Origin of the sequence: Leucobacter sp. BZR 635 (assembly GCF_048061935.2) — a bacterium.
GTDB lineage: Bacteria > Actinomycetota > Actinomycetes > Actinomycetales > Microbacteriaceae > Leucobacter.
Map to the genome: position 1 here is coordinate 67006 of NZ_JBLUNZ020000017.1, position 21806 is coordinate 88811.

Below are 21806 nucleotides of genomic sequence, written 5' to 3' on the forward strand. Positions count from 1 at the left end.
CTACCGTGCAGGTATGAGCACTCTCTCCCATGATCCGCTGTGGCCGCGCACGGGCGCGTGGCAGGATCTCGTCGCCGCCGGCACCGACAAAATTGATCTCGCGGTGATCGGGATCCCCACCGCCCAGACATCGCTCTCCCCCACGAACGCACACCTCACCCCCGCGGCCGTGCGCGAGGCGCTGCGCAGGTACTCGGGCCACGCGGTCGCGCCGGGCACGCCAGGCACAGGCCGCGGCTCCGAGGCTGAGCTCGTGCTCGACGAGGCGCTGCGGATCATCGACGCCGGCGATGTCGCCGACCCCGATAGTGAGCTCGGCGAGCTCGCCGCCGCAACCGCAGTCCGCGAGCTCGCGGCGCGCTCCGAGCTGGTCGTCGCGCTCGGCGGCGACAACGCCCTCACCGTGCCCGCAGCGCTCGGAGTTGCGGGCGACGCGCTGCCGCTCGCCGGCCTCATCACGCTCGACGCCCACCACGACCTGCGCGACGGGCGCTCGAACGGCTCGCCGGTGCGCCGGCTCGTCGAGGCGGGGCTCGACCCCAAGCGCATCGTGCAGATCGGCATCGCAGACTTCGCGAATTCCCGCGCCTACCGCGAGCGAGCCAAGGCGTGGGGCATCACGGTGATCCACCGCGACGAGCTCTTCGAAGGCCCGCTGCGGGAGATCGCGGCCGAGGCGCTCGCGGTCGCGGGTGCAGGCGGCGGGCCGATCCACGTGGATCTCGACGTCGACGTCTGCGACCGCTCGGTCGCGCCGGGCTGCCCGGCGTCGATTCCGGGCGGCATCCAGGCGCACGAGCTCAGGGCATTCGCCAGGGAATTCGCGGCGGATCCCCGCGTGCGCGGCATCGACATCGCCGAGGTCGATGCGACTGCGGACTCCCCTGACGGGCGCACCGTGCGGCTCGCGGCGCTCCTGGTGCTCGAGGCCGCGGCTGGCCTGGCCCAGCGGCTGGGACGCGGCTGATCGCAGTTGATCGCGGCTGGATCGCGGCTGGATCGCAGCGGCTCGCTACTAGCCACCCATGCTGCGTGCGTACCCCGACCAGGCCAGGATGACCACGAGAAATACGAGCAGCGGTGCGGCCACGAGAAGGCAGATCGCGGTCACCGCGGCAGCTCTGCGTTCATTGCGCACGAACGAGGCGACCGCGAGTGAAATGGTGAGCAGGGGCCCGGCGACCATGATGACCTGCCGCGCGACGTCTGCCGTCGCCCGCGTCGGGAACCCGTGTGACGCGGTGAGCACGAACAGCACAATCGCGCCGACCGCCACCGCGAGTGCAGCGCGACCGAGCTTCGGGGTCGCCCTCGGCGCTGGCGGCGGTGCTGCCTCGTTCATGCGGGCGAGCTGTTCCCAGCGCTGGTTCTGGTCCATGGCTTCAGTCTAAATTGCGTGCCATGCCGTGGCGGCTATTCCGCCCCGCCTCACAGGCGCCATTCGACCGGCGCAGCACCCTGCGCGGCGAGCGCATCGTTGGCCTGACTGAACGGGCGCGAGCCGAAGAAGCCGCGCGACGCCGAGAGCGGCGACGGGTGCGCGCTCTCGATGCGCACGGTGTCGCCGAGCAGCGGCGCGAGCGCCCGTGCGTCATTGCCCCAGAGGATCGCGACGAGCGGTCCACCCCGGGCCACCAGCGCGCGAATCGCGAGCTCGGTGAACGCCTCCCAGCCACGCCCGCGGTGGGATCCTGCCGCGCCAGCCCGCACCGTGAGCACCCGGTTGAGCAGCAGCACGCCTGCGTCGGCCCATGCCGAGAGATCACCCGTGCGCTCGGGGGTCGCCCAAAAGTTGTCGCTCGACCAGTCGTTGACGTCCGCCGACTCCCCCAGATCCGCGTCGAGCTCGGCGAATATGTTCTTCAGGCTGCGCGGCAGCGGGCGCACGTGAGCGGCGGTCGAGAACGACAGCCCGACGGCGTGGCCGGGGGTGGGGTACGGATCCTGCCCCACAATGAGCACCCGCGCCGTGGCCAGCGGCCGCTCGAACGCCCGCAACACGAGATCCGCGTCGGGCAGTACCTGTTCCCCCGCCGCACGCTCCGCGGCGAGAAACTCGTCGAGCCCCGCGAGCGCTTCCTCGAGCACGCCGGGGGTCGCAGACGCCGCGTCGGCTGCGGCGAGCGCCTCGCCCCAGTCGGGAGCGATGCGGCCGGAGGCGACGAGCGCCGCGAGCCCTGAGAGCCCCTGGCGCGAAGCCGGCCCCACGCTAGCCCCTCGCGGCGAGCGGGCCGCGGTGCGTGTGGAAGACGCTCGACTGCGCGACGGGGCGCAGCACGATGAGGTCCTGGTTCACGTGCGGCGGCTGCTCGAAGGCCCCGACGAGCACGCGCGCGACGTCTTCGGCGGTGAGCGGGGTGACGTTCGCGTAGGGCACCGCGGCGGCCTCCGCGTCGCCGCGCAGCCGGTTGAGGGTGAACTCCTCCGTGTGCACGAGGCCGGGTGCGAGCTCCATGACCCGGATCGGCTCGCCCGCGAGCTCGAGCCTGAGCACCTCGGTGACGGCGTGCGCCGCGTACTTCGCTGCGTTGTAGCCGCCGCCTCCCGGGTAGGAGGCGAGGCCGGCGGTCGAGGTGAGGTTGAGGATCGACGCCCAGCCGTGCCCGGCATCAACGCCGGCGCCGGCGCGGGCGGCCGAATCAGGGCCAGCACCAGCACCAGCACCGGCACCGGCACCGGCACCACTCTGGGTCGCCTCGCGCAGCACCGGGAGCAGCGCCGCGGTGACGTTGCGCAACCCGATGACGTTCACCTCGAACATCCGCCGCCAGTCCTCATTCAGCGCGGTCTCGACGGGGTCAGCCCCGAGCGCCCCGCCGGCGTTGTTCACGAGCCCGGAGGCTCCTCCCGTCGCCCGCACCTCCTCGGCCATGCGCGCGACCTCGGCCTCGTCGGTGACGTCGCACTGAATCACGTGCGCACCCGTCTCGGCCGCGAGCGCCTTGAGCTTGTCGAGTCGCCTGGCGACCGCGACGGTCTCCCAGCCGAGTTCGGCGAAGCGGCGCACCGTTGCGGCCCCGATGCCTGAGCTTGCTCCCGTTACGACTACTCGTTGCGTCATCGCCACTCCATTCCTCGCGCTCGTCGCGCGGTCCACCGCGCGTGCGGGCCGCTGCGGCCCCGTCTACATCGAGCCTAACGCGCAACATTACGGTTCGTGTCGGCCCCGATTGCGCGAAGGGGCCCCGCTTCCATACGCTCGTATCAACACCACACCGAACTCACACCGAGCATCGACCACAGAACGACCGGGAGCACACAATGACTGACAAGACCGCATGGGGCTTTGAGACCAAGCAGATCCACGCCGGCCAGGAGCCTGACCCGACGACCGGGTCGCGTGCGCTTCCGATCCACCAGACCACCGCGTACGTCTTCGAGAGCACCGAGCAGGCGGCAAGCCGCTTCTCGCTCGCCGAGTTCGGCCCGATCTACACGCGCATCACGAACCCGACGCAGGGCGTCGCAGAGGATCGCCTCGCGGCCCTCGAAGGCGGCACCGCGGCTCTCCTGCTCTCGAGCGGCCAGGCGGCTTCGACGTTCGCCGTGCTGAACATCGCGAACGCGGGCGACCACATCGTCTCCTCGGCTGCGATCTACGGCGGCACCTACAACCTCTTTAAGTACTCGCTCGCGAAGCTCGGCATCGAGGTCACGTTCGTTGAGGATCAGGACGATCCCGCAGCATGGCAGCGCGCGGTGCAGCCGAACACGAAGCTGTTCTTCGCTGAGTCGATCGCGAACCCGCGCACGAAGGTCCTCGACATCCGCGCCGTCGCTGACGTCGCGCACGAGAACAGCCTGCCGCTCATCATCGACAACACTGTCGCGAGCCCGTTCCTCATTCGCCCGTTCGAGCACGGCGCCGACATCGTCGTGCACTCGGTCACGAAGTTCCTCGGCGGCCACGGCACCACCCTCGGTGGCGCGATCATCGACGGCGGCACCTTCCCGTGGTCGCAGCACGTCGACAAGTTCCCCGGGCTCACCGAGCCCGATCCCTCCTACAACGGCGTGAGCTACACGGGTGCCGTCGGCGACGGCATCGCCTACGTCATCAAGGCGCGCGTGCAGCTGCTGCGCGACCTCGGCTCGGCGATCGCGCCGCAGAGCGCCTGGCAGCTGCTGCAGGGCGTCGAGACGCTGTCGCTGCGCATGGAGCGCCACACGCAGAACGCGCAGAACGTCGCCGAGTGGCTCGACCAGCACGCCGACGTCGCGAGCGTCTACTACGCGGGCCTGCCCACCGACCCGAGCTACGCCGCAGCCAACAAGTACGCCCCGAAGGGTGTCGGCGCGGTACTCTCGTTCGAGCTCAAGGGCGGCGTCGAGGCCGGCAAGGCGTTCGTAAACAGCCTCGAGCTGTTCAGCCACGTCGCGAACATCGGTGACGTCCGTTCGCTCGTGATCCACCCCGCTTCGACGACGCACTCGCAGCTCACCCCCGAGCAGCAGCTCTCGGGCGGCGTGACTCCGGGCCTCGTGCGCCTCTCGATCGGCCTCGAGTACATCGACGACATCAAGGCTGACCTCGAGGTGGGCTTTGCCGCCGCACGGGCGGTCGTTGCCGCGGCAGCGTAACCCCCTGAGTTCGGTGCGAGACGCCGCCGGGCCCGTTCATTCGAGGCCGGCGGCGTTCGTCATTTCTCTCCGAGCGCGGCGGCCCCGCGTAACATTCGCACGCGCAGCCGAGAAGCAGGCCACAATAGGGAGTTATGGATTGGCAGACTCCCGAGGACTCGTTCCCGACCGACTTCATCACCGACGCGCAGCTGCGCGCGCTCATGGGTCGGCCGCCGATCTCGGGCGGCTGGCGCGACGGGGATCCGGTCGGAAACCGCGAGTTCCTATCGCTCGGGGCCCTCACGACCGAGGCCGGCGAGGAGCTCCCGCATGTCAGGATGGCCTACGAGTCCTTCGGTGAGCTCAACGACAAGCGCGACAACGCGATCCTCGTCTTTCACGCGCTCACCGGCGACAGCCACCTCGTCGGGAGCGCGGGCCCCGGGCATCCGACCGACGGCTGGTGGAGCGAGATCGTCGGCCCGGGCCGCGCGCTCGACACCGATAAGTACTGCATTATTGCGCCAAACATCTTGGGCGGCTGCCAGGGCACGACCGGGCCAGGCTCGCTCTCGCCCGAGCACCGCGAGTGGGGCGCGACGTTCCCGTATCTCACGATCCGCGACCAGGTGGCCGCGGCAACCAGCTTCGCGGACGCGCTCGGGGTGGATCGCTTCGCGGCCGTCATCGGTGGATCAATGGGCGGCATGCACGCCCTGGAGTGGGGCATCATGAACCCCGGCCGCACCGCCCGCCTCGCCGTCATCGCGGCACCGCCGGTGACGACGGCCGACCAGATCGGCTTGAACCTCGTGCAGCTCGAGGCGATCCGCTCGGATCCTTCGTACCACGGCGGCGATTACTACGACTCCCCCGACGGCATCGGCCCGCACCACGGCCTCGCGACCGCTCGCCGGCTCGCGCTACTCAACTACCGCAGCAACACCGAGCTCGACGAGCGCTTCGGGCGCTCCTGGCAGTCGGCAGTGAGCCCCCTCGGCGGCGGCGGCCGCTTCGCCGTCGAGTCGTACCTCGACTTTCACGGCAACAAGTTCACGCGGCGCTTCGACGCGAACAGCTACGTCACGCTCGTGCAGGCGATGAACTCGCACGACGTCGGCCGCGGCCGCGGCGGGGTGCGCGCGGCACTGCAGACGCTTGAGCTCCCGACGCTCGTGCTCGGGATCCCGAGCGACCGGCTCTTCACGATCGAGGGGCAAGACGAGATCGCGCGGCACACTCCCGGCAGCCTCGACGGCACGCAGGCGACGCGCATCGATTCACCGTACGGTCACGACTCCTTTCTTATCGAGTTTGAGCTCGTCGGCGCGCAGCTTTCCCGACTGCTGTCGGAGTAATCTGCCGCGAGTCCCTCACTCCGTTTTCGCGGTTGGGACGCCGAGAACGACACAATTTCTGCCGCATGGTCACGGCTCGGCTGCGACTCGCTGACAAACCCCCGAGAAGTCCCAGCGCCGTATCCTTTGTGTGCTAACTTTCAAATTCACCCAGGCGTCACGCCCCACATGAATGAGGTTCATCCATGCTCCGCAGAGCCCCCAAAGCGCTCCTTCCAGTCACTGCGATCGCTGCGGCACTTGCACTCACACTCGCCGGCTGCTCTTCGAAGCCCGGCTCGGGCAAGGAGCTGGAAGAGGGCCCGCTGCAGAAGTACATGTCGGCGATGTGGGATGACAGCGAGTTCTCGGAAGAGAAGTACGCGGAGCAGGATCGCGAGATCGAGGATCTCGTAGCTGTCTGCATGCAGGACGAGGGCTTCGAATACAAGCCCAACGTGCAGACCAGTGGCGGATTCGTGTCGTTCGACGACGACGAGATCGACTTCAACAGCAAGGAATTTGCTGAGCAGTACGGCTACGGTGCCATGACGAACCCGTGGAACGAGCAGGCCGAGCAGGAAGAGCCGGAGGAGTACGTCGACCCGAACGGCGACTACTACGAGTCACTCAGCGAGTCCGAGCGTATGGCCTGGGACGAGGCGCTCTACGGCGTCCAGCCCACCGAAGAAGAGTGGGCCGAGATCGAAGCCTCGGGCGAGCCCTACATGCCGGACCCCTCCGAACAGGGCTGCTACGGCACCGCAAACGACAAGGTCCGGTCGTCTACGGACAACTACCAGGAAGCCATGGAAGACCCAGAGTTCGCTGAGCTCTTCGAAGACATGCAAAACGTCTACATGGAGATGGAAAGCAGCGACGAGATGCAGAAGCTCAACAGCGACTGGGCATCGTGCATGGCAGACTCCGGCTACCCAGACTTCAAGACTCCTGCGGATGGGGCAAACTCAATCTACGAGGCACAGCAAGAGCTGTTCGGCTGGAACACCGAACTCGCCGAGGGCGAAGACTACAAAGAGCCCAGCAAGGACGAACAGGACAAGCTGAAGAAGCTCGAGATCGAAACTGCTGTCGCAGATTTCGAGTGCAAGGACAAGTTCGACTACAACGACAAGTCGTCGAAGTTCATGATCGACATCGAGCAGAAGTTCGTTGATGAGAACAAGGCGAAGCTCGACGCGATGCTTGCCAAGTACTCGGTGAAGTCTGACTCCAAGTCAGAAGAGAAGTAACCCGTGGCATTCAAGCGGCGTCGCCAGTCGGGTGACGCCTCGCTGAGCGCGGGCACCGAGACCACGGCAGACGCACCCGATACCGAGGTGCTCGACCAAGCATCCGCGTCGGGGGCCGACACCGCAAACGACGACGCAAAGGTCGACGCTGCTGGACCCTCCGCGGAACACGGCAGCTCCCCCGGCAGCCCCGCGGACAAGACGAAGAAGAAGCCTCGCGCTCCGTGGACCGGTAGGCGACTCGTCGCCCTCATCGCTGCCGTCGCCGTGGCTTCGCTGCTCCTCGGCATTCTGGTGATGCAGTTCATCGTGTCTCCGGCGACACTCGCCGCGCGTTCGGAGGCACCAGAGCCAGGTCCCGTCACGGCCCCGATCGAGAGCCGCGTCATCGAGAACACCGTCGTGCTCCGCGGCGAGGTCGGCTACGCCGACGCCGTCGCCGTGACAATTGACGCCGCAGGCGGCGAAGCCAAGGCAGTCATCACCGGGCAGGTTCCCGCCGTCGGCACCGTCTTCAACGCGGGCAACGTCGCGCTTGAGGTCGCCGGGCGACCGGTGATCGTGCTCCCGGGAGAACTTCCCGCCTACCGCAGCCTGAGCATCGGCATGCGCGGCCCAGACGTCTCGCAGCTCAAGCAGGCGCTCGCGAGCCTGGGCTACGCGAGTGGCGACCTCAACACCGACACGTTCGATTGGGACACCGCAGCCGGCCTCGGTTCGCTCTACGAACAGCTCGGATACACGGCACCCACTGGCGGCGAAGACGCTAGCCAGCAGCTACGCTCAGCCGAACGCGCAGTCCGCGATGCGAACGTCAGTGTCGCGCAGGCGCAGGCTGCACTCGATGAGGCCAGGGCCGCCGAGGCCCCAAACACCGCGGGCGAGCAGGCAGCGCTCACCTCCGCATGGGAGAGCCTGAGTGACGCACAGGAGTCGTTGGGCGAGGCGCAGGCAGCTGTCCTTCCGACGCTTCCGTCTGGCGAAGCACTGTTCCTCTCCGGGCTTCCCCGCCGAGTGGACGAAGTCTCCGTGAAGCGCGGCGACGTGCTCTCCGGTTCGCCAATGAGCGTATCGGGGGCGACCCTCTCGATCACGGGCACCGTCTCCAAGCAAGACGCCGACCTCCTCTCCGAGGGTCTGGTCGCCGAGTTCGCAAGCCCCGACGGGACGGCTCTCACAGCAACCGTGAAGAGCATCACCTCCCCGAAGAAGGACAGCGGCGGCGGCGAAGGCGAGCAGGGCTCAAGCGGCGATTCCGGTGATTCTGGCCGCTACACGGTGGCACTCGAGCCGGGCGAGCTCACGAACGAGCAGATCGACGCGCTCCGCGGCAGCAACGTCCGCATGAAGATTCCGGTCGCCTCCACCGACGGCGAGGTGCTCACGGTCCCGATCGCGGCACTCTCCGCCGGCAGCGGTGGCGAAGACCGGGTCGAGCTTCTCATCGACATCCGCGACGGCCACAACGCCGAGACCGAGACCATTGCAGTTGAGGCTGGCCTCGCCGCGGACGGCTTCGTCGAGATCACGAGCGACGACGACCGCGTCACCGCGGGTGCGAAGGTCGTGGTCGGCAGGTGAGCAGCGTCGAGGAGCTGTTCCAAGACGAGCAGCTCGCCGCCGACGAGGCAGACCTCGACGGTTCCGGCGACACTGGTGAGGTGGCCGCTGATAGCGTACCGGGCGCCAAGTTCGACATTGGCGACCCAGATTTCCAGGGCCCCATTGCCGAGCTCACCGGAGTCACGAGGTTCTTCCCCGGGCCGCCTCCCGTCAACGCGCTGCGCGGCGTGGATCTCACGATCTCCCGTGGCGACTACCTCGCGATCATCGGGCCCTCCGGCTCGGGTAAATCGACGATGTTGAACACGCTCGGGCTCCTCGACCGGCCAAGCACCGGCACATTCCTCTTCGAGGGCATCGATGTTGCCGGACTCACCGAGGACCAGCGCGCGGGGCTCCGGTCGCGCGCGATCGGCTTCGTGTTCCAGTCGTTCCACCTCATGCCGACACGTACGGTGCTCGAGAACGTCATGCTCGCTGGCATTTACGCGGGCCTGAGCCGGGAGGAGCGTGAGCCGCTCGCGCGGCGATCCCTCGAGCGCGTGGGCCTCTCGCACCGCATCGATTCGACCCCCAACACGCTGTCGGGCGGCGAGCGCCAGCGCGTCGCGATCGCGCGCGCGGTCTGCACCTCTCCGCGGCTTCTCCTCGCGGACGAGCCAACGGGTAACCTCGACCGGGCGAACTCGAAGTCGATCATGCGGCTCTTCGACGAGCTCTCCAGCGACGGCCTGACGATCGTGATGATCACCCACGACGAGGCAGTTGCTGAGGCAGCCGGCCGCCGCGTGCGCATCAACGACGGAGAGCTCACGGTGCTCACATGACTCAAGATCCAGGTAACCGGCGTCGTAACCGGCGTCGCGGCGAGTCGGAGAACGAAGCTTCGACAGCGAACGATCCTGCGATCGTTAGTGACTCGTCGCTCGACGCCGCGGGTTCGGCAGACGCAGCGGTTTCGGCAGACGCAGCGGTTTCGGCAGACGCAGCGGTTTCGGTAGATCCCGCTGCCTCAGCAGCGGCCGCTGCAGCCGAGGACGCGGTGCTTGCGACTTCTCCCCCGGAGCCCGCGAAGCGCGCGAAGCGTGACAAACGGCCCAAGCGCTCCAGGAAGTCTCAGCGCGCAGAGCAGGGCGAGCCGAACGAGCCGGCCACTCCAGACGAGTCGGCCAACCCAGACAAGCCAGCCAACTCAGACAAGCCAGCCAAGCCGGGCAGGCTCAGGGCCCTCTTCTCGCGGAAGCCTCGAGCTCAGCGGCCAGCCGCACAGCCGAAGTCTGCGGTGATCTCGTGGCGCGATATGTTCCGCGAGGCTCTCGAGGGCGTGGGCGCGCGGCCGTCGCGACTACTCATCACGCTCGCCGGGACCGTGCTCGGTATCGCCTCACTCGTCGCCACCATCGGCTTCGCGCAGACCGCTGGGGGCCAGATCGCCCAGCAGTTTGACGCGCTTGCTGCGACCCGCGTCACGATCGAGCCTGCCAAGGCGAAGGCTGCTGGCGGCAAGGAGCGCGCGACGAGCCGGATCCCGTGGGACTCCGTTGAGCGGGTCCGCGACCTCGCTGGCGTCGAGCACGCAGCGCTGTTTGCGAAGGTCGAAAGCGTCACGAAGGTCGACGCGGTACAGGTGAACGATCCCTCGGCTGCGGCGCAGGCCCCGCCAACCGTCGTTGCAGCCTCGCCCGAACTCTTGGAGACCGTTGCTGGTCGCATTGACGTTGGCAGGTTCTTCGATGCTGGGCATGATGAGCGCGGCGACCGCGTGGTGGTGCTCGGAAAGAAGGCTGCCGAGCGACTGGGCGTGAATCGGGTGACCGGGCAGCCCGCGATCTTCATCGAGGACCGCGCCTACACGGTGATCGGAATCCTCGACAAGGTCGGCACACGCAACATGTTACTCGACTCCGTGATTGTCCCGGTGAACACCGCGCGCGGCGAGCTCGGTCTCAACGTTCCCGCAAGCCTCGACATCAGAATCGCGGTTGGCGCGGGCGACGTCGTTGCCAGGCAGGCGCCGATCGCGCTCGATCCGAACGACCCCGAGGGGTTCAAGGTGGCCGCCCCGTCTAGCGCGAATGCGCTCCGTGAGGGCGTCGAGGCTGACGTCAACGTGCTGTTCCTCGCAATCGGTATCGTGGCGCTTATTGGCGGAGGCATCGGTATCGCGAGCGTGACGCTGATGTCGGTGAGCGAGCGCAGGGGCGAGATCGGGCTTCGTAGAGCGCTCGGCGCACGCACCCGAGATATCGCGAGACAGTTCATGATTGAGTCCGTCACCACAGGAGTACTCGGAGGCCTGATGGGGGTCGTGGTTGGGCTCTTTGCCCTGATCGGGGTCTGTCTGGTGCAACAGTGGACCCCGGTGATAGCCCCCTGGGCGGCCCCGCTGGGCATCGCCGTGGGAGCGCTCGTCGGACTCGCAGCCGGCAGCTACCCCGCGATCAAGGCGGCACGCATCGAGCCGGTCGACGCGCTCCGCGACGCCTAACCTCCCACCCCCGATTGATCGATTCTGACCCTTTCCCAGTGCGGGAAAGGGTCAGAATCAATGAATCGGGGCATGCAGGATTCCCGACTCGCAGCAACATCCCGCGCGAGCCAGTGCCGCCGCAGGCCAGCGCAGGCCAGCGCGAGCTAGAGCCGCAGGCCTCCGCAGGCTCGCGCGCAGTTCGCCACCCACCTCACGGCAAGGCTGCGAAGCAGCCGCGGCAACCCGCCGCTCCCCCGCACACGCGCTCGCGTCCGAGCGCACCGGGCCACTCGCCGGCCGCTCGCCGGTCGCCCCGGAGGACCGCTCCCGGGCCTCTCCCGGTGCCTCCCGCGCCGTTCCCACCCGCGCCAAAACTCACCCATTCTGCCCCGTGTAATCGGTTCTGAGCCTCGCACAGGCCGTGCAAGGCTCAGAACAGATTAAACGGGGAGGGAGAGTGGGGGTGAGGGGTGGGTGGGGGTGAAGCGCAGGGCTGGGACGCTAGCCCTCGTAGCGCTGGCGGCGGGTCGCGTCCTGGACCTCACCGACGAGCTCCTCGATCACGTCTTCGAGGAAGACGGCGCCGAGCTCGGTCCCCGCCGCGTCAACGATGCGCGCCATGTGGATCCCGCGCCGCTGCATATGCGACAGCACGTCCTCAAGCTCAGAGTCGACTCGCATCGTCACCATCTCGCGCACGCGCTTCGGCGGGATCGGCTCGTCGATCCAGCGCTCCCCGATCCGCACGAGGTCCTTGATGTGGGCGTACCCCACCAGCGCTCCCGCAGCGTCAACGATCGGGTACCGCGAGAACCCGTGACGCGCGACCGCGGCCTCGACGTCGGCGGGCGTCGCGCCCGGCGGCAGCGTCACCAGCCGGTCGACGGGCACGAGCACATCGCCCGCGCGCTTTGACGTGAACTCGAAGGCCGCCGTGAGCGCACCGCTCCGATCCTCAAGGACTCCCTCGCGGCGTGAGTGGTCGACGATACTCGCGACCTCCTCAAGCGTGAACGTACTCGTGGTCTCGGACTTTGGCTCGACCTTGAACATGCGCAGCACGCCGTTCGCGATCGCGTTGAGCGCGGTGATGATTGGGCGCAGCAGCCGCGAGATCGCGACGAGCGGCGGCGCGAGCAGCAGCACGGCACGGTCGGGCAGCGTGAACGCAGCGTTCTTCGGCACCATCTCGCCGAACACGACGTGCAGGTAGGTGACGATGAGCAGCGTGAGCGCGAACGCGGTGATGCTCGCCACCTCGACGCTCATGCCGGTCCACTGGAGCGGGCCGGCGAGCAGGTGGTGGATCGCCGGCTCCGATACGTTGAGGATCACGAGCGAGCACACGGTGATGCCGAGCTGACAGGTCGCGAGCATCAGGGTCGCATGTTCCATAGCGAACAGCGCGGTCTTTGCACGCTTGGAGCCAGCCTCAGCCCGCGGCTCGATCTGCGAGCGCCGGGCGGAGATCACCGCGAACTCGGCGGCAACGAAGAACGCGTTGGCCCCGAGCAGCAGCACCAGCCAAACAATTCCTAGCCAGTTACTCATGATCGGGTCTCCTCTCCTGCGTCTTCGTCGACTTCGCGGTCGGCCTCCGGGGCCGCGAAGAACCGCAGCCGCGAGATGCGGCGGCCCTCCATGCGCTCCACGCGCAGCGTCGCCCCGTCTGGCAGCAGGACCTCGTCGCCAGCCTCGGGGATGCGCCCGAGTTCGAGCAGCACGTAGCCCGCGACGGTGTCGTAGTCGTCTGCCTCGGGCACCTCGATGCCGGTCTGCTCGCGCAGCTCGTCAGGGCGAAGGTCTGCCGGGAACGTCATCTCGTTCGCGGTGCCGACGACGCCGGCCGCGGTGCGATCGTGTTCGTCTGACACCTCGCCGATAATTTCCTCGACGAGATCTTCCAGGGTGACGAGGCCCGAGGTCCCGCCGTACTCGTCGACGACGATGGCGAGCTGGTACCCGGAGGCGCGCAGCTGCTCGAGCAGTTGGTCAACACGCAGGGTCTCGGGAACTCGAAGCGATTCCTCAGCAAGCGCGGCCGCGGGAACGTCGGCGCGCTTCGGGCGCGGCACCGACACAGCCTGCTTCACGTGCACGACGCCGACGACGTCGTCGCGATCCTCATCGATGACGGGGAAGCGCGAGAAACCCGTGCGCCCGGACAATTCGAGCACGGCCTGCGCCGATTCGAGCCGCTGGATGCTCTCCATCTTCAGCCGTGGCGTCATAACGTCTGCCGCGGTGAGCTCGGCGAAGTGGAGGGTGCGGTCGAGCAGCGTCGCCGTGTCGGCCTCGAGCAGTCCCGCGCTCGCGGAGTGCCGCACGAGGGAAGAGAGCTCCTGCGCCGAGCGCGCACCAGAGAGCTCCTCTTTCGGTTCGATGCCGATCCAGCGGAGGATCCCGTTCGCGCTGCCGTTCAGCATCTTCACCGCGGGGCGGAACACCGCCGTGAACCCGGCCTGCAGCGGCATCACCACTTTGGCTGTGGCGAGCGGCTTCGAGATGGCGAAGTTCTTGGGCACGAGCTCGCCGACGATCATCGAGAAGATCGTCGCGACCGCAACAGCAAGCGGCACGCTGATGACTCGTTGGAGGTCTGCGGGCAGGCCGATCGCTTGTAGGGGCCCCGCGATCGCGCCACTAATGACCGGCTCCAACAGGTAACCGGCGAGGAGTGTGGTGAGCGTGATCCCCAGCTGCGCGCTCGAGAGGTGGGTCGAGGTGTGTGAGAGGCCGCGGATGACGCCGTCGAGGCCGCGCTCACCGCCGCCGCGTCGCCGCTCAAGGTCTTGCCGGTCAAGCGCGACGAGCGAAAACTCTGCCGCGACGAACACGCCGGTGCCAATTGTGAGGAGTACGCCGAGAGCGAGTTGCATCCAGTCGCTCATTTGAGAACTGCTTTACAGACGAAGAACCGCGCAATTGCGCGGCAAATACTCGGAGGGTCTGCGGGTCTTCGGGGGTCTGCTTCCATGATTGCTCCACTTTATCAGCGAGAATGCCAACTTCGGTCTAGGAAAGGCGTAGGCTTATACAGTGTGCGATGGCGAACCGTTATCCCGGGTCGCGCCGCCGGATACAGCGGCATTTCTTGCACGAGACAACATCACTCACGGGAGAGGAAGTCGCTTTGTCAGAGCGCTCGGAAACCACCTCACAGGACGGTTCCGCAGAAGATTTTGGTGCGAACGCTTGGCTTGTCGATGAAATGTACAAACAGTACATCGTCGACAAGAACTCGGTAGATCCGGCCTGGTGGCCGACTCTCGAGGCCTACGCAGCATCACAGACAGCAGTTTCCACACAGGCAGCCCCTGCCGCAACCGCGACATCGGCACCGCCGCCACCGCCGCCGGCTGCACAGGCAGCGCACGCCGCCCCGAGTACGGGGCCCGCAACGCAGCCAGCCCGGACGACGAACGTGGCTCCTCGCACGGCCCCGATCCCGGCTGACGCGCCCCGCAAGCCCGCTGCCGCGGCAGCCGCGGCCGGGGACGACACCGCGCAGGATCAGGTCACCGTCTTCAAGGGCATGGCGCGCACGCTCTCGAAGAACATGGACGCGAGCCTCACCGTGCCGACCGCGACAAGCGTGCGCACGATCCCGGCGAAGCTCCTCATCGACAACCGCATCGTCATCAACAGCCACCTGCGTCGCAGCCGTGGCGGCAAGGTGTCGTTCACTCACCTCATCGGCTGGGCACTCATCCAGGCGCTGAAGGCGCACCCCGCGCAGAACGTCGCCTACACCGAGGTTGATGGTAAGCCCGGCGTTGTCGCACCCGCGCACATCGGGCTCGGGATCGCGGTCGACGTGCAGAAGGCCGACGGCACGCGCTCCCTCATGGTCCCGTCGATCAAGTACGCGGAGACCCTCGACTTCAACGAGTACCTCGCAGCGTACGAAGATCTCGTGAAGCGGTCGCGCACCAACAAGCTCACCGCGAACGATTTCCAGGGCACGACGCTCTCGCTCACGAACCCGGGCGGCATCGGCACGGTGCACTCGGTGCCGCGCTTGATGAACGGCCAGGGCTCGATCATCGGTGCCGGCGCGCTCGAGTACCCCGCAGAGTTCCAGGGCGCCTCCGAGGAGGTCCTCGCGAACCTGGGCATCTCGAAGACGATCACGCTCACCAGCACCTATGACCACCGCGTCATCCAGGGTGCCGGCTCGGGCGAGTTCCTCAAGGACGTGCACGAGCGTCTCGCAGGCGGACACAACTTCTACGAAGAGGTCTTCGCAGCGCTCCGCATCCCGTACAAGCCGATTCAGTGGGCGCAGGATATCCACGTCGACGTGTCGGGTGCGATCGGCAAGACCGCCCGCGTGCAGGAGCTCATCAACGCGTTCCGCGTGCGTGGCCACCTCATGGCAGACGTCGATCCGCTCGAGTACGTGCAGCGCACGCACCCCGACCTCGAGATCGAAAACCACGGCCTCACGTTCTGGGATCTCGACCGCGAGTTCGTGACCGGCGGCATCGGCGGCAAGCCCGCGATGAAGCTCCGCGACATTCTCGGCGTGCTCCGCGATACTTACTGCCGCAAGATCGGCGTCGAGTACATGCACATCCAGGATCCCGAGGAGCGGATCTGGCTGCGCAACCAGCTTGAGGTGCCGTACGCGAAGCCCAGCTCCGAGGAGCAGGTGCGAATTCTCGAGAAGCTCAACGAGGCGGAAGCCTTTGAGACCTTCCTGCAGACCAAGTACGTCGGTCAGAAGCGCTTCAGCTTGGAGGGCGGCGAGTCTGTCATTCCGCTGCTCGACGCGATGCTTATCGATGCTGCCGAAGACGGCGTCGACTCTGTCGACATCGGCATGGCGCACCGTGGTCGCCTGAACGTGCTCTCGAACATCGCTGGTAAGACCTACGGTCAGATCTTCCGCGAGTTCGAGGGAACCGCGCAGAAGACCGGCTCGGGCGACGTGAAGTACCACCTCGGTACCTCCGGCGTGTTCACCGCGCCGAACGGTACGCAGGTGCCGATCCACCTCGCAGCGAACCCGTCGCACCTGGAGACCGTCAACGGCGTGCTCGAGGGCATTGTGCGCGCGAAGCAGGATCTCAAGCCGATCGGCTCGTTCACGACGCTCCCGATCCTCATCCACGGCGACGCCGCGATGGCCGGCCAGGGTGTTGTCTACGAGACGCTGCAGATGTCGCAGCTGCGCGGCTACCGCACCGGCGGCACCGTGCACATCATCATCAACAACCAGGTGGGCTTCACGACGCTGCCGATGGACTCGCGCACCGGCGTCTACTCGACCGACGTCGGCAAGGTGGTGCAGGCACCGATCTTCCACGTGAACGGTGACGACCCCGAGTCGGTCGTGCGAGTCGCGCAGCTCGCGTACGAGTTCCGGCAGAAGTTCCACAAGGACGTCATCGTCGATCTCATCTGCTACCGCCGCCGCGGTCACAATGAGGGCGACGACCCGTCGATGACGCAGCCGCTGATGACCGACCTCATCGAGGCGAAGCGCTCGACCCGTCGCCTGTACTCCGAGGGCCTCGTCGGCCGTGGTGACATCACCCAGGAGCAGTACGAGACCGCGAAGCAGGACTTCCAGAGCCGCCTCGAGCAGGCGTTCATGGAGACCCACGCAGCGCAGACCGGTTCGATCCCCGTGATCGATCAGTCGGGAATCGCCGAGCGCGGCGAGCCCGACCAGATCGACGACGTCGTCATTGACACCGCGGTTCCGACCGAGGTCATCCACCGCATCGGTGACGCGCACGGCAACGTCCCCGAGGGCTTCACGGTGCATCGCAAGCTGCAGCAGCTGCTCGCGAAGCGCGTCGACATGAGCCGTTCGGGCGAGATCGACTGGGGCTTCGGCGAGCTGCTCGCGCTCGGCTCGCTGCTCATGGAGGGCACCCCGGTGCGCTTCGCGGGTCAGGATGCGCGCCGCGGCACGTTCACGCAGCGACACGCGGTCTTCCACGACCGCGCGAATGGCCAGGAATGGCTGCCGCTGCTGAACCTCTCTGAGGATCAGGCTCGGTTCTGGATCTATGACTCGCTGCTCAGTGAGTACGCGGCACTCGCCTTCGAGTACGGCTACTCGCTGCAGCGCGAAGACGCACTCGTGCTTTGGGAGGCGCAGTTCGGTGACTTCGTGAACACGGCTCAGGCCGTGATCGACGAGTACATCGCAGCCGCGGAGCAGAAGTGGGGCCAGCAGGCCTCGCTCGTCATGCTGCTCCCCCACGGTTACGAGGGCCAGGGCCCCGACCACTCGTCGGGCCGTATCGAGCGGTTCCTGCAGCTGTGCGCGGAAGACAACATGATCGTGGCTCGCCCGTCGACGCCCGCGAACTACTTCCACCTGCTGCGCCGTCAGGCGTACGCTCGCCCGCGCAAGCCGCTCGTCGTGTTCACTCCGAAGTCGATGCTGCGCCTGCGCGGCGCGACCTCGAACGTCGAGGACTTCACGACCGGCAGCTTCCGGCCCGTGATCGACGACCCCAACGTTGTCGACCGGAACGCGGTGCAGCGCGTCGTACTCACCTCGGGCAAGGTCTACTACGACCTTGAGGGTTCGCTTGCGAAGAACCCCGACCCGCGCGTTGCGGTCGTTCGCGTCGAGCAGTACTACCCGATGCCCGTCATCGACCTCACTCGCATCATCGCGACCTACCCGAACGCAGAGCTCGTGTGGGTGCAGGACGAGCCGGAGAACCAGGGCGCTTGGCCCTTCATCTCGCTCGTGCTCGCGAAGCACCTCGCGAACGACCGCATTCGTGTGGTTTCGCGCGCGGCCTCCGCGGCTCCGTCCACGGGGTCGGCGAAGGTGCACGCAATCGAGCAAGAGGCGCTCATCGCAGAAGCGCTCAGCTTCGAGTAAACCTGAAAGGGATCACGAATGACCACTTGGCGTATGCCGCTCGAGGGCCAGCCGCAGGAGCGGATCTGGCTTGCGTGGCCGACCGCTGGCTACACGCTCGGCGATACCGAGGCTGAGGTCGAGAGCGCCCGCACGACGTGGGCCGCTGTCGCCAACGCCGCGAGCGAGTTCGAAGCCGTCACCGTGGTCGTGAACCCCGGCGACGAGGCGATCGCCGCCCGATACCTTTCGGGCCAGATCGATCGCCTCGTCGCTCCCCTCAACGACGCCTGGATGCGTGACATCGGGCCGAGTTTTGTCATCGGTGACGATGGCACCCTGGGCGCGGTGAACTTCAAGTTCAACGGCTGGGGCGGCCAGGATTGGGCCGAGTGGGACAAGGACGAGCACATCGGCCGGATCATCGCCGAGGCCGCTGGTGCGACACTCGTCGACTCGGAGATGACGAACGAGGGCGGCGGGATCCAGGTCGACGGCACGGGCCGCGTCGTGCTCACGGAGACCGTGCAGCTTGATCCGGGCCGCAACCCCGGCTGGACGAAGCAGCAGGTCGAGCGCGAGCTCGCACGCACGATCGGTACCGACCGGGCGATCTGGCTGCCGCGCGGGCTCACCCGCGATCACGACACGTTTGGCACGCGCGGCCACGCAGACATTCTTGCTGCGTTCACGACGCCCGACGTGCTGCTCATGCACCGGCAGGATGCGCTCTCCCACCCCGATCACGAGATCGCGCGTGCGAACCGCGAGGTCGTCGAGCGCTACCGCGACGATCATTCGGACCAGTTCGAGATTGTGGATCTCCCTGCCCCCGAAACTCTTCGCGACGACGAGGGCTTCGTCGACTACAGCTACATCAACCACCTGGTCGTGAACGGCGGCGTGCTCGCCTGTGCGTTCGACGACCCTGCGGATGACCGCGCGCTCGGTGTGCTTCGCGAGGCCTACCCTGGCCGCGAGGTGATCGGGATCGACGCCCGCCCGCTGTTCGCGCGCGGCGGCGGCATCCACTGCATCACGCAGCAGCAGCCGGCGCTGTAGCCCACGGCGGTGCCCGGCGTTCTCCCGGGTGCGCGCCCACCCCAACCCTGTACAATGTCACATGATGATTGATTGGCGCGCAGCGAAGCGAGCGCCGCGATCCACCACCACGCAAAGGAACGATAGATGACCGAGAGCACTCTCACCCCCGAGCTCGAATCAGTGGTCGCCGGCGCAGCCGCCGCCGCTCCCGCATACGCAGCACTCACCCCGGCCGAGCGCGCACGCGTGCTCGTCGCCCTCGGCGATGCACTCGAGGCAGCGAAGCCGCGCCTCGTCGAGATCGCGATGCGCGAGACCGGCCTCACCGAGGCCCGCCTGCACGGCGAGGTCACCCGCACCGCCGTGCAGCTGCGCCTGTTCTCGGAGACCGTCATGGACGGCTCGTACCTCGACGCGCGCATCGATTACGCAGACGCAGAGTTCGTGCTCGGCCCGCGCCCTGACATTCGCCGCACGCACATCCCGCTCGGCCCGGTCATCAACTTCTCGGCGTCGAACTTCCCGTTCGCTTTCTCCGTGCTCGGCGGCGACACCGCGGCGATCCTCGCCGCCGGCTGCCCCGTCATCGTGAAGGCGCACTCGGGCCACCCCGAGCTCTCGGACGCAACCGCAGAGGTCGCGCGCGAGGCCCTCGCTTCGGTCGGCGCACCGGAGGGTGTCTTCAACCTCATCCACGGCCGCGAGGCTGGCGTCTCGGTGCTCAAGGATCCGCGGATCAAGGCTGGCTCGTTCACCGGCTCGATCGGCGTCGGCCGCCTGCTCACCGACATCGCAGCGGCGCGCCCCACCCCGATCCCGTTCTACGGCGAGCTCGGCTCGGTGAACCCGGTGTTCATCACCGCCGACGCGATCGCTGAGCGCGCGTCCGACATCGCATCGGGCCTGGTCACGAGCGTCGCAGGTTCGGCGGGCCAGCTCTGCACGAAGCCCGGCTTCATCTTCGTCCCCGCGGGCTCCGCCCTCCCCGAGGCGATTGCTGCCGCCGCAGGCGAACTCCCTGAGCACCGCCTGCTCGACCCCCGCATCGCGCAGAGCTTCAACGAGCGCCGCGACGCGATCCTCGGCACCGCAGGCGTCACCGCGGTCATCCCCGGCGGCGTGCGCTTCGACGACGCCGGCCAGGGCTGGGCGTCGCCGACCATCGTGAGCGTCTCGCTCGCGGACTTCCGCGCCGGCCACACCTCACTCGTCGAGGAGGCCTTCGGCCCCCTGACGATCCTCGTCGAGACCCCCGAGGGCACCGACCTCGCAGCCCTCATGCCCGAGTTCTACGAGGGCAACCTCTCGGGCACGATCCACATCGGCGCTGACGAAGCAACCGGCACGACCGCGAACGCGGGCGAGCTCCGTGCACTCGTCGCTGCCCTCAGCAAGCAGGTCGGCCGCGTGCTCTTCAACGGCTGGTCGACCGGCGTCGCCGTCACCCCCGCGCAGCAGCACGGCGGCCCGTGGCCCGCAACGAGCAACGACGCGAGCACCTCGGTCGGCACCTCGGCGATCAAGCGCTTCCTGCGCCCGGTCGCGTTCCAGAATGTCCCCGCAGCGTTCCTCCCCGAGGCGCTGCGCGACGACAACCCGCTCGGCGTGCCGCAGGCGATCTCACCCGCGGGCCAGTCGGGCGACTGGGGCAGCCAGTACCGCGGCTAGTCTGCGCTGCTAGTCTGCGCTGATCACGCTTCACCACAGGCGGCCCACCCCTTTGCGGGGTGGGCCGCTTCTGCGTCGGTGCGGCGCAGGGCCGGCATATGCCCAGCACCCCGCTTGACTCCCTTCCCACCATCCTCTCCGACCCTATTAATTCAAACCGACTCGTGCGCTGGCCAAAAACGGGGCGGAATGGATAACACCGGGGTTCACAGTTCATGAGACGGGTGCCGTCGGCGTTCCGTGACGGAGCGGGAGACCGCGGCGCTCATTCTTCCAGCCGCAAGCTGGCTTCCGGCCGCGGGAGCTGTCGGCCGCGACAGCTGCCGGCCGCACTTCGGCCCGGGCCTCCGCGTTCAGTACAGCGCGAAGCGCGGTGTCAGCGTCTCGGGCTGCCGCGGGCGCTTCGCGCCCTTGCCCTTCATGCAGGCGGGCGCGGGTGTCACATGCTCCGGGGCTCCCGCCGTCGATCCCTGGTCGAGGCATCGCTGCCGCCCGCCAGAGCACCCCCTTCCTGCAAGAGCACCCGATTTCTACGCGTGGAAAGCGGGTGCTCTTGCAGGAAGGGGGTGCTTGCGCGGAACGGCCGAGGCGAGACCGGGACCTACCTGGGCAAGTGATCGGCGCGGCACCATTGACACTAGCTTGCACCGCAGGGCAGCTTGTGTCACATGCTAGATGACGTCACCACCCAGCTCCGCAGGGGCGTCGTCGAGTACTGCGTCCTGGGCCTCCTCGCAACTGAGCCCATGTACGGCTGGCAACTCGCCTCGGCCCTCACCGAACGCGGGCTCATCGCGAGCATCGGCACGCTGTACCCCCTCCTCGGCAGGCTGCGCGACCGCGAACTCATTGTCGCGTTCGAGCAACTGCACGCTACTGCCACTGACGCACACACAGCCGCGGGCACCTCACCTCTGTCTCCACCGAGCGGCGGCCCGACTCGCAAGTACTACCGACTCACGCCGCTGGGAGAACAGCACCTTGAGAGCTTCCGAGCCCAGTGGGGGCCCTTCACTGCGAACGTGAGCGAGATCATCGAGCGGGGCCAGCGATGATTCGTTCCCGCCGGACCC

Annotated in this window: 15 protein-coding genes and 1 pseudogene; 11 read left to right on the forward strand and 5 right to left on the reverse strand. The window is 67.5% G+C overall.

Annotation, left to right across the window (positions count from 1 at the left end):
- Positions 1 to 13: 13 nt before the first annotated feature.
- Positions 14 to 967, forward strand: a complete 954-nt coding sequence (locus tag ACI1US_RS02680; RefSeq protein WP_461637961.1) for an arginase family protein — start codon at positions 14 to 16, stop codon at positions 965 to 967.
- 48 nt (positions 968 to 1015) lie between these two features.
- On the opposite strand, the gene ACI1US_RS02685 is transcribed toward ACI1US_RS02680, so the two are convergent.
- From ACI1US_RS02685 to ACI1US_RS02695, 3 genes are read right to left on the reverse strand one after another with little or no spacing between them, the layout of a single operon-like run.
- The gene (locus ACI1US_RS02685; RefSeq protein WP_461637963.1) at positions 1016 to 1378 is read right to left on the reverse strand and encodes a hypothetical protein; all 363 of its coding nucleotides are present in this window, start codon (positions 1376 to 1378) and stop codon (positions 1016 to 1018) included.
- Between the two features lie 50 nt (positions 1379 to 1428).
- Positions 1429 to 2208, reverse strand: coding sequence for a uracil-DNA glycosylase (locus ACI1US_RS02690; protein WP_416550187.1), 780 nt, complete (start codon positions 2206 to 2208; stop codon positions 1429 to 1431).
- 1 nt (position 2209) lies between these two features.
- Entirely contained in the window at positions 2210 to 3061 is an 852-nt protein-coding gene (locus tag ACI1US_RS02695; protein WP_416550189.1) for an SDR family NAD(P)-dependent oxidoreductase, read from the reverse strand.
- A 155-nt stretch (positions 3062 to 3216) separates the two neighbouring features.
- On the opposite strand from ACI1US_RS02695, the pseudogene ACI1US_RS02700 reads away from it, so the two are divergent.
- The 6 genes and pseudogenes from ACI1US_RS02700 to ACI1US_RS02725 form a co-directional block, all read left to right on the forward strand.
- A pseudogene (locus ACI1US_RS02700) lies at positions 3217 to 4581 on the forward strand (bifunctional o-acetylhomoserine/o-acetylserine sulfhydrylase); the annotation flags it as partial.
- A gap of 134 nt (positions 4582 to 4715) precedes the next feature.
- Positions 4716 to 5921: a homoserine O-acetyltransferase MetX gene (gene metX / locus ACI1US_RS02705; protein WP_461637966.1), complete on the forward strand. Its 1206-nt coding sequence runs from the start codon at positions 4716 to 4718 to the stop codon at positions 5919 to 5921.
- Positions 5922 to 6106: 185 nt separating this feature from the next.
- Positions 6107 to 7153, forward strand: a complete 1047-nt coding sequence (locus tag ACI1US_RS02710) for a hypothetical protein (RefSeq protein ID WP_461637968.1) — start codon at positions 6107 to 6109, stop codon at positions 7151 to 7153.
- A gap of 3 nt (positions 7154 to 7156) precedes the next feature.
- A complete protein-coding gene (locus ACI1US_RS02715; RefSeq protein ID WP_461637970.1) occupies positions 7157 to 8734 on the forward strand; it encodes an efflux RND transporter periplasmic adaptor subunit in 1578 nt (525 codons plus the stop codon).
- A 116-nt stretch (positions 8735 to 8850) separates the two neighbouring features.
- Positions 8851 to 9543 carry an ABC transporter ATP-binding protein gene (locus ACI1US_RS02720; protein WP_461637994.1) on the forward strand — a complete coding sequence of 231 codons (693 nt, stop codon included), beginning with the start codon at positions 8851 to 8853 and terminating at the stop codon, positions 9541 to 9543.
- Positions 9540 to 11204 (forward strand): ABC transporter permease, encoded by a 1665-nt coding sequence (locus ACI1US_RS02725; RefSeq protein WP_461637972.1) that lies wholly within the window; start codon positions 9540 to 9542, stop codon positions 11202 to 11204. Before ACI1US_RS02720 ends, ACI1US_RS02725 begins: the two co-directional genes overlap by 4 nt.
- Positions 11205 to 11687: 483 nt before the next feature.
- On the opposite strand, the gene ACI1US_RS02730 is transcribed toward ACI1US_RS02725, so the two are convergent.
- Together ACI1US_RS02730 and ACI1US_RS02735 are read right to left on the reverse strand one after the other, a co-directional pair.
- Positions 11688 to 12737: a hemolysin family protein gene (locus ACI1US_RS02730; protein WP_416550193.1), complete on the reverse strand. Its 1050-nt coding sequence runs from the start codon at positions 12735 to 12737 to the stop codon at positions 11688 to 11690.
- Positions 12734 to 14077 carry a hemolysin family protein gene (locus ACI1US_RS02735; RefSeq protein WP_416550195.1) on the reverse strand — a complete coding sequence of 448 codons (1344 nt, stop codon included), beginning with the start codon at positions 14075 to 14077 and terminating at the stop codon, positions 12734 to 12736. Before ACI1US_RS02735 ends, ACI1US_RS02730 begins: the two co-directional genes overlap by 4 nt.
- A 242-nt stretch (positions 14078 to 14319) precedes the next feature.
- On the opposite strand from ACI1US_RS02735, the gene ACI1US_RS02740 reads away from it, so the two are divergent.
- The 4 genes from ACI1US_RS02740 to ACI1US_RS02755 all read left to right on the forward strand — a co-directional run bounded on the left by ACI1US_RS02740 (position 14320) and on the right by ACI1US_RS02755 (position 21788).
- Positions 14320 to 18042: a multifunctional oxoglutarate decarboxylase/oxoglutarate dehydrogenase thiamine pyrophosphate-binding subunit/dihydrolipoyllysine-residue succinyltransferase subunit gene (locus ACI1US_RS02740; protein WP_416550197.1), complete on the forward strand. Its 3723-nt coding sequence runs from the start codon at positions 14320 to 14322 to the stop codon at positions 18040 to 18042.
- Between the two features lie 18 nt (positions 18043 to 18060).
- Positions 18061 to 19083 carry an agmatine deiminase family protein gene (locus ACI1US_RS02745; RefSeq protein WP_416550199.1) on the forward strand — a complete coding sequence of 341 codons (1023 nt, stop codon included), beginning with the start codon at positions 18061 to 18063 and terminating at the stop codon, positions 19081 to 19083.
- Between the two features lie 126 nt (positions 19084 to 19209).
- A complete protein-coding gene (locus tag ACI1US_RS02750; protein ID WP_416550201.1) occupies positions 19210 to 20733 on the forward strand; it encodes an aldehyde dehydrogenase (NADP(+)) in 1524 nt (507 codons plus the stop codon).
- 668 nt (positions 20734 to 21401) lie between these two features.
- Entirely contained in the window at positions 21402 to 21788 is a 387-nt protein-coding gene (locus ACI1US_RS02755; RefSeq protein WP_461637976.1) for a PadR family transcriptional regulator, read from the forward strand.
- Positions 21789 to 21806 lie beyond the last annotated feature (18 nt).

Coding starts and splice junctions, on each gene's coding strand:
- ACI1US_RS02730 (WP_416550193.1), bottom strand. CDS start 12,737: ATGAGTAACTGGCTAGGAATTGTTTGGCTGGTGCTGCTGCTCGGGGCC.
- ACI1US_RS02745 (WP_416550199.1), top strand. CDS start 18,061: ATGACCACTTGGCGTATGCCGCTCGAGGGCCAGCCGCAGGAGCGGATC.
- ACI1US_RS02685 (WP_461637963.1), bottom strand. CDS start 1,378: ATGGACCAGAACCAGCGCTGGGAACAGCTCGCCCGCATGAACGAGGCA.
- ACI1US_RS02750 (WP_416550201.1), top strand. CDS start 19,210: ATGACCGAGAGCACTCTCACCCCCGAGCTCGAATCAGTGGTCGCCGGC.
- ACI1US_RS02725 (WP_461637972.1), top strand. CDS start 9,540: ATGACTCAAGATCCAGGTAACCGGCGTCGTAACCGGCGTCGCGGCGAG.
- metX (WP_461637966.1), top strand. CDS start 4,716: ATGGATTGGCAGACTCCCGAGGACTCGTTCCCGACCGACTTCATCACC.
- ACI1US_RS02680 (WP_461637961.1), top strand. CDS start 14: ATGAGCACTCTCTCCCATGATCCGCTGTGGCCGCGCACGGGCGCGTGG.
- ACI1US_RS02695 (WP_416550189.1), bottom strand. CDS start 3,061: ATGACGCAACGAGTAGTCGTAACGGGAGCAAGCTCAGGCATCGGGGCC.
- ACI1US_RS02735 (WP_416550195.1), bottom strand. CDS start 14,077: ATGAGCGACTGGATGCAACTCGCTCTCGGCGTACTCCTCACAATTGGC.
- ACI1US_RS02755 (WP_461637976.1), top strand. CDS start 21,402: ATGCTAGATGACGTCACCACCCAGCTCCGCAGGGGCGTCGTCGAGTAC.
- ACI1US_RS02710 (WP_461637968.1), top strand. CDS start 6,107: ATGCTCCGCAGAGCCCCCAAAGCGCTCCTTCCAGTCACTGCGATCGCT.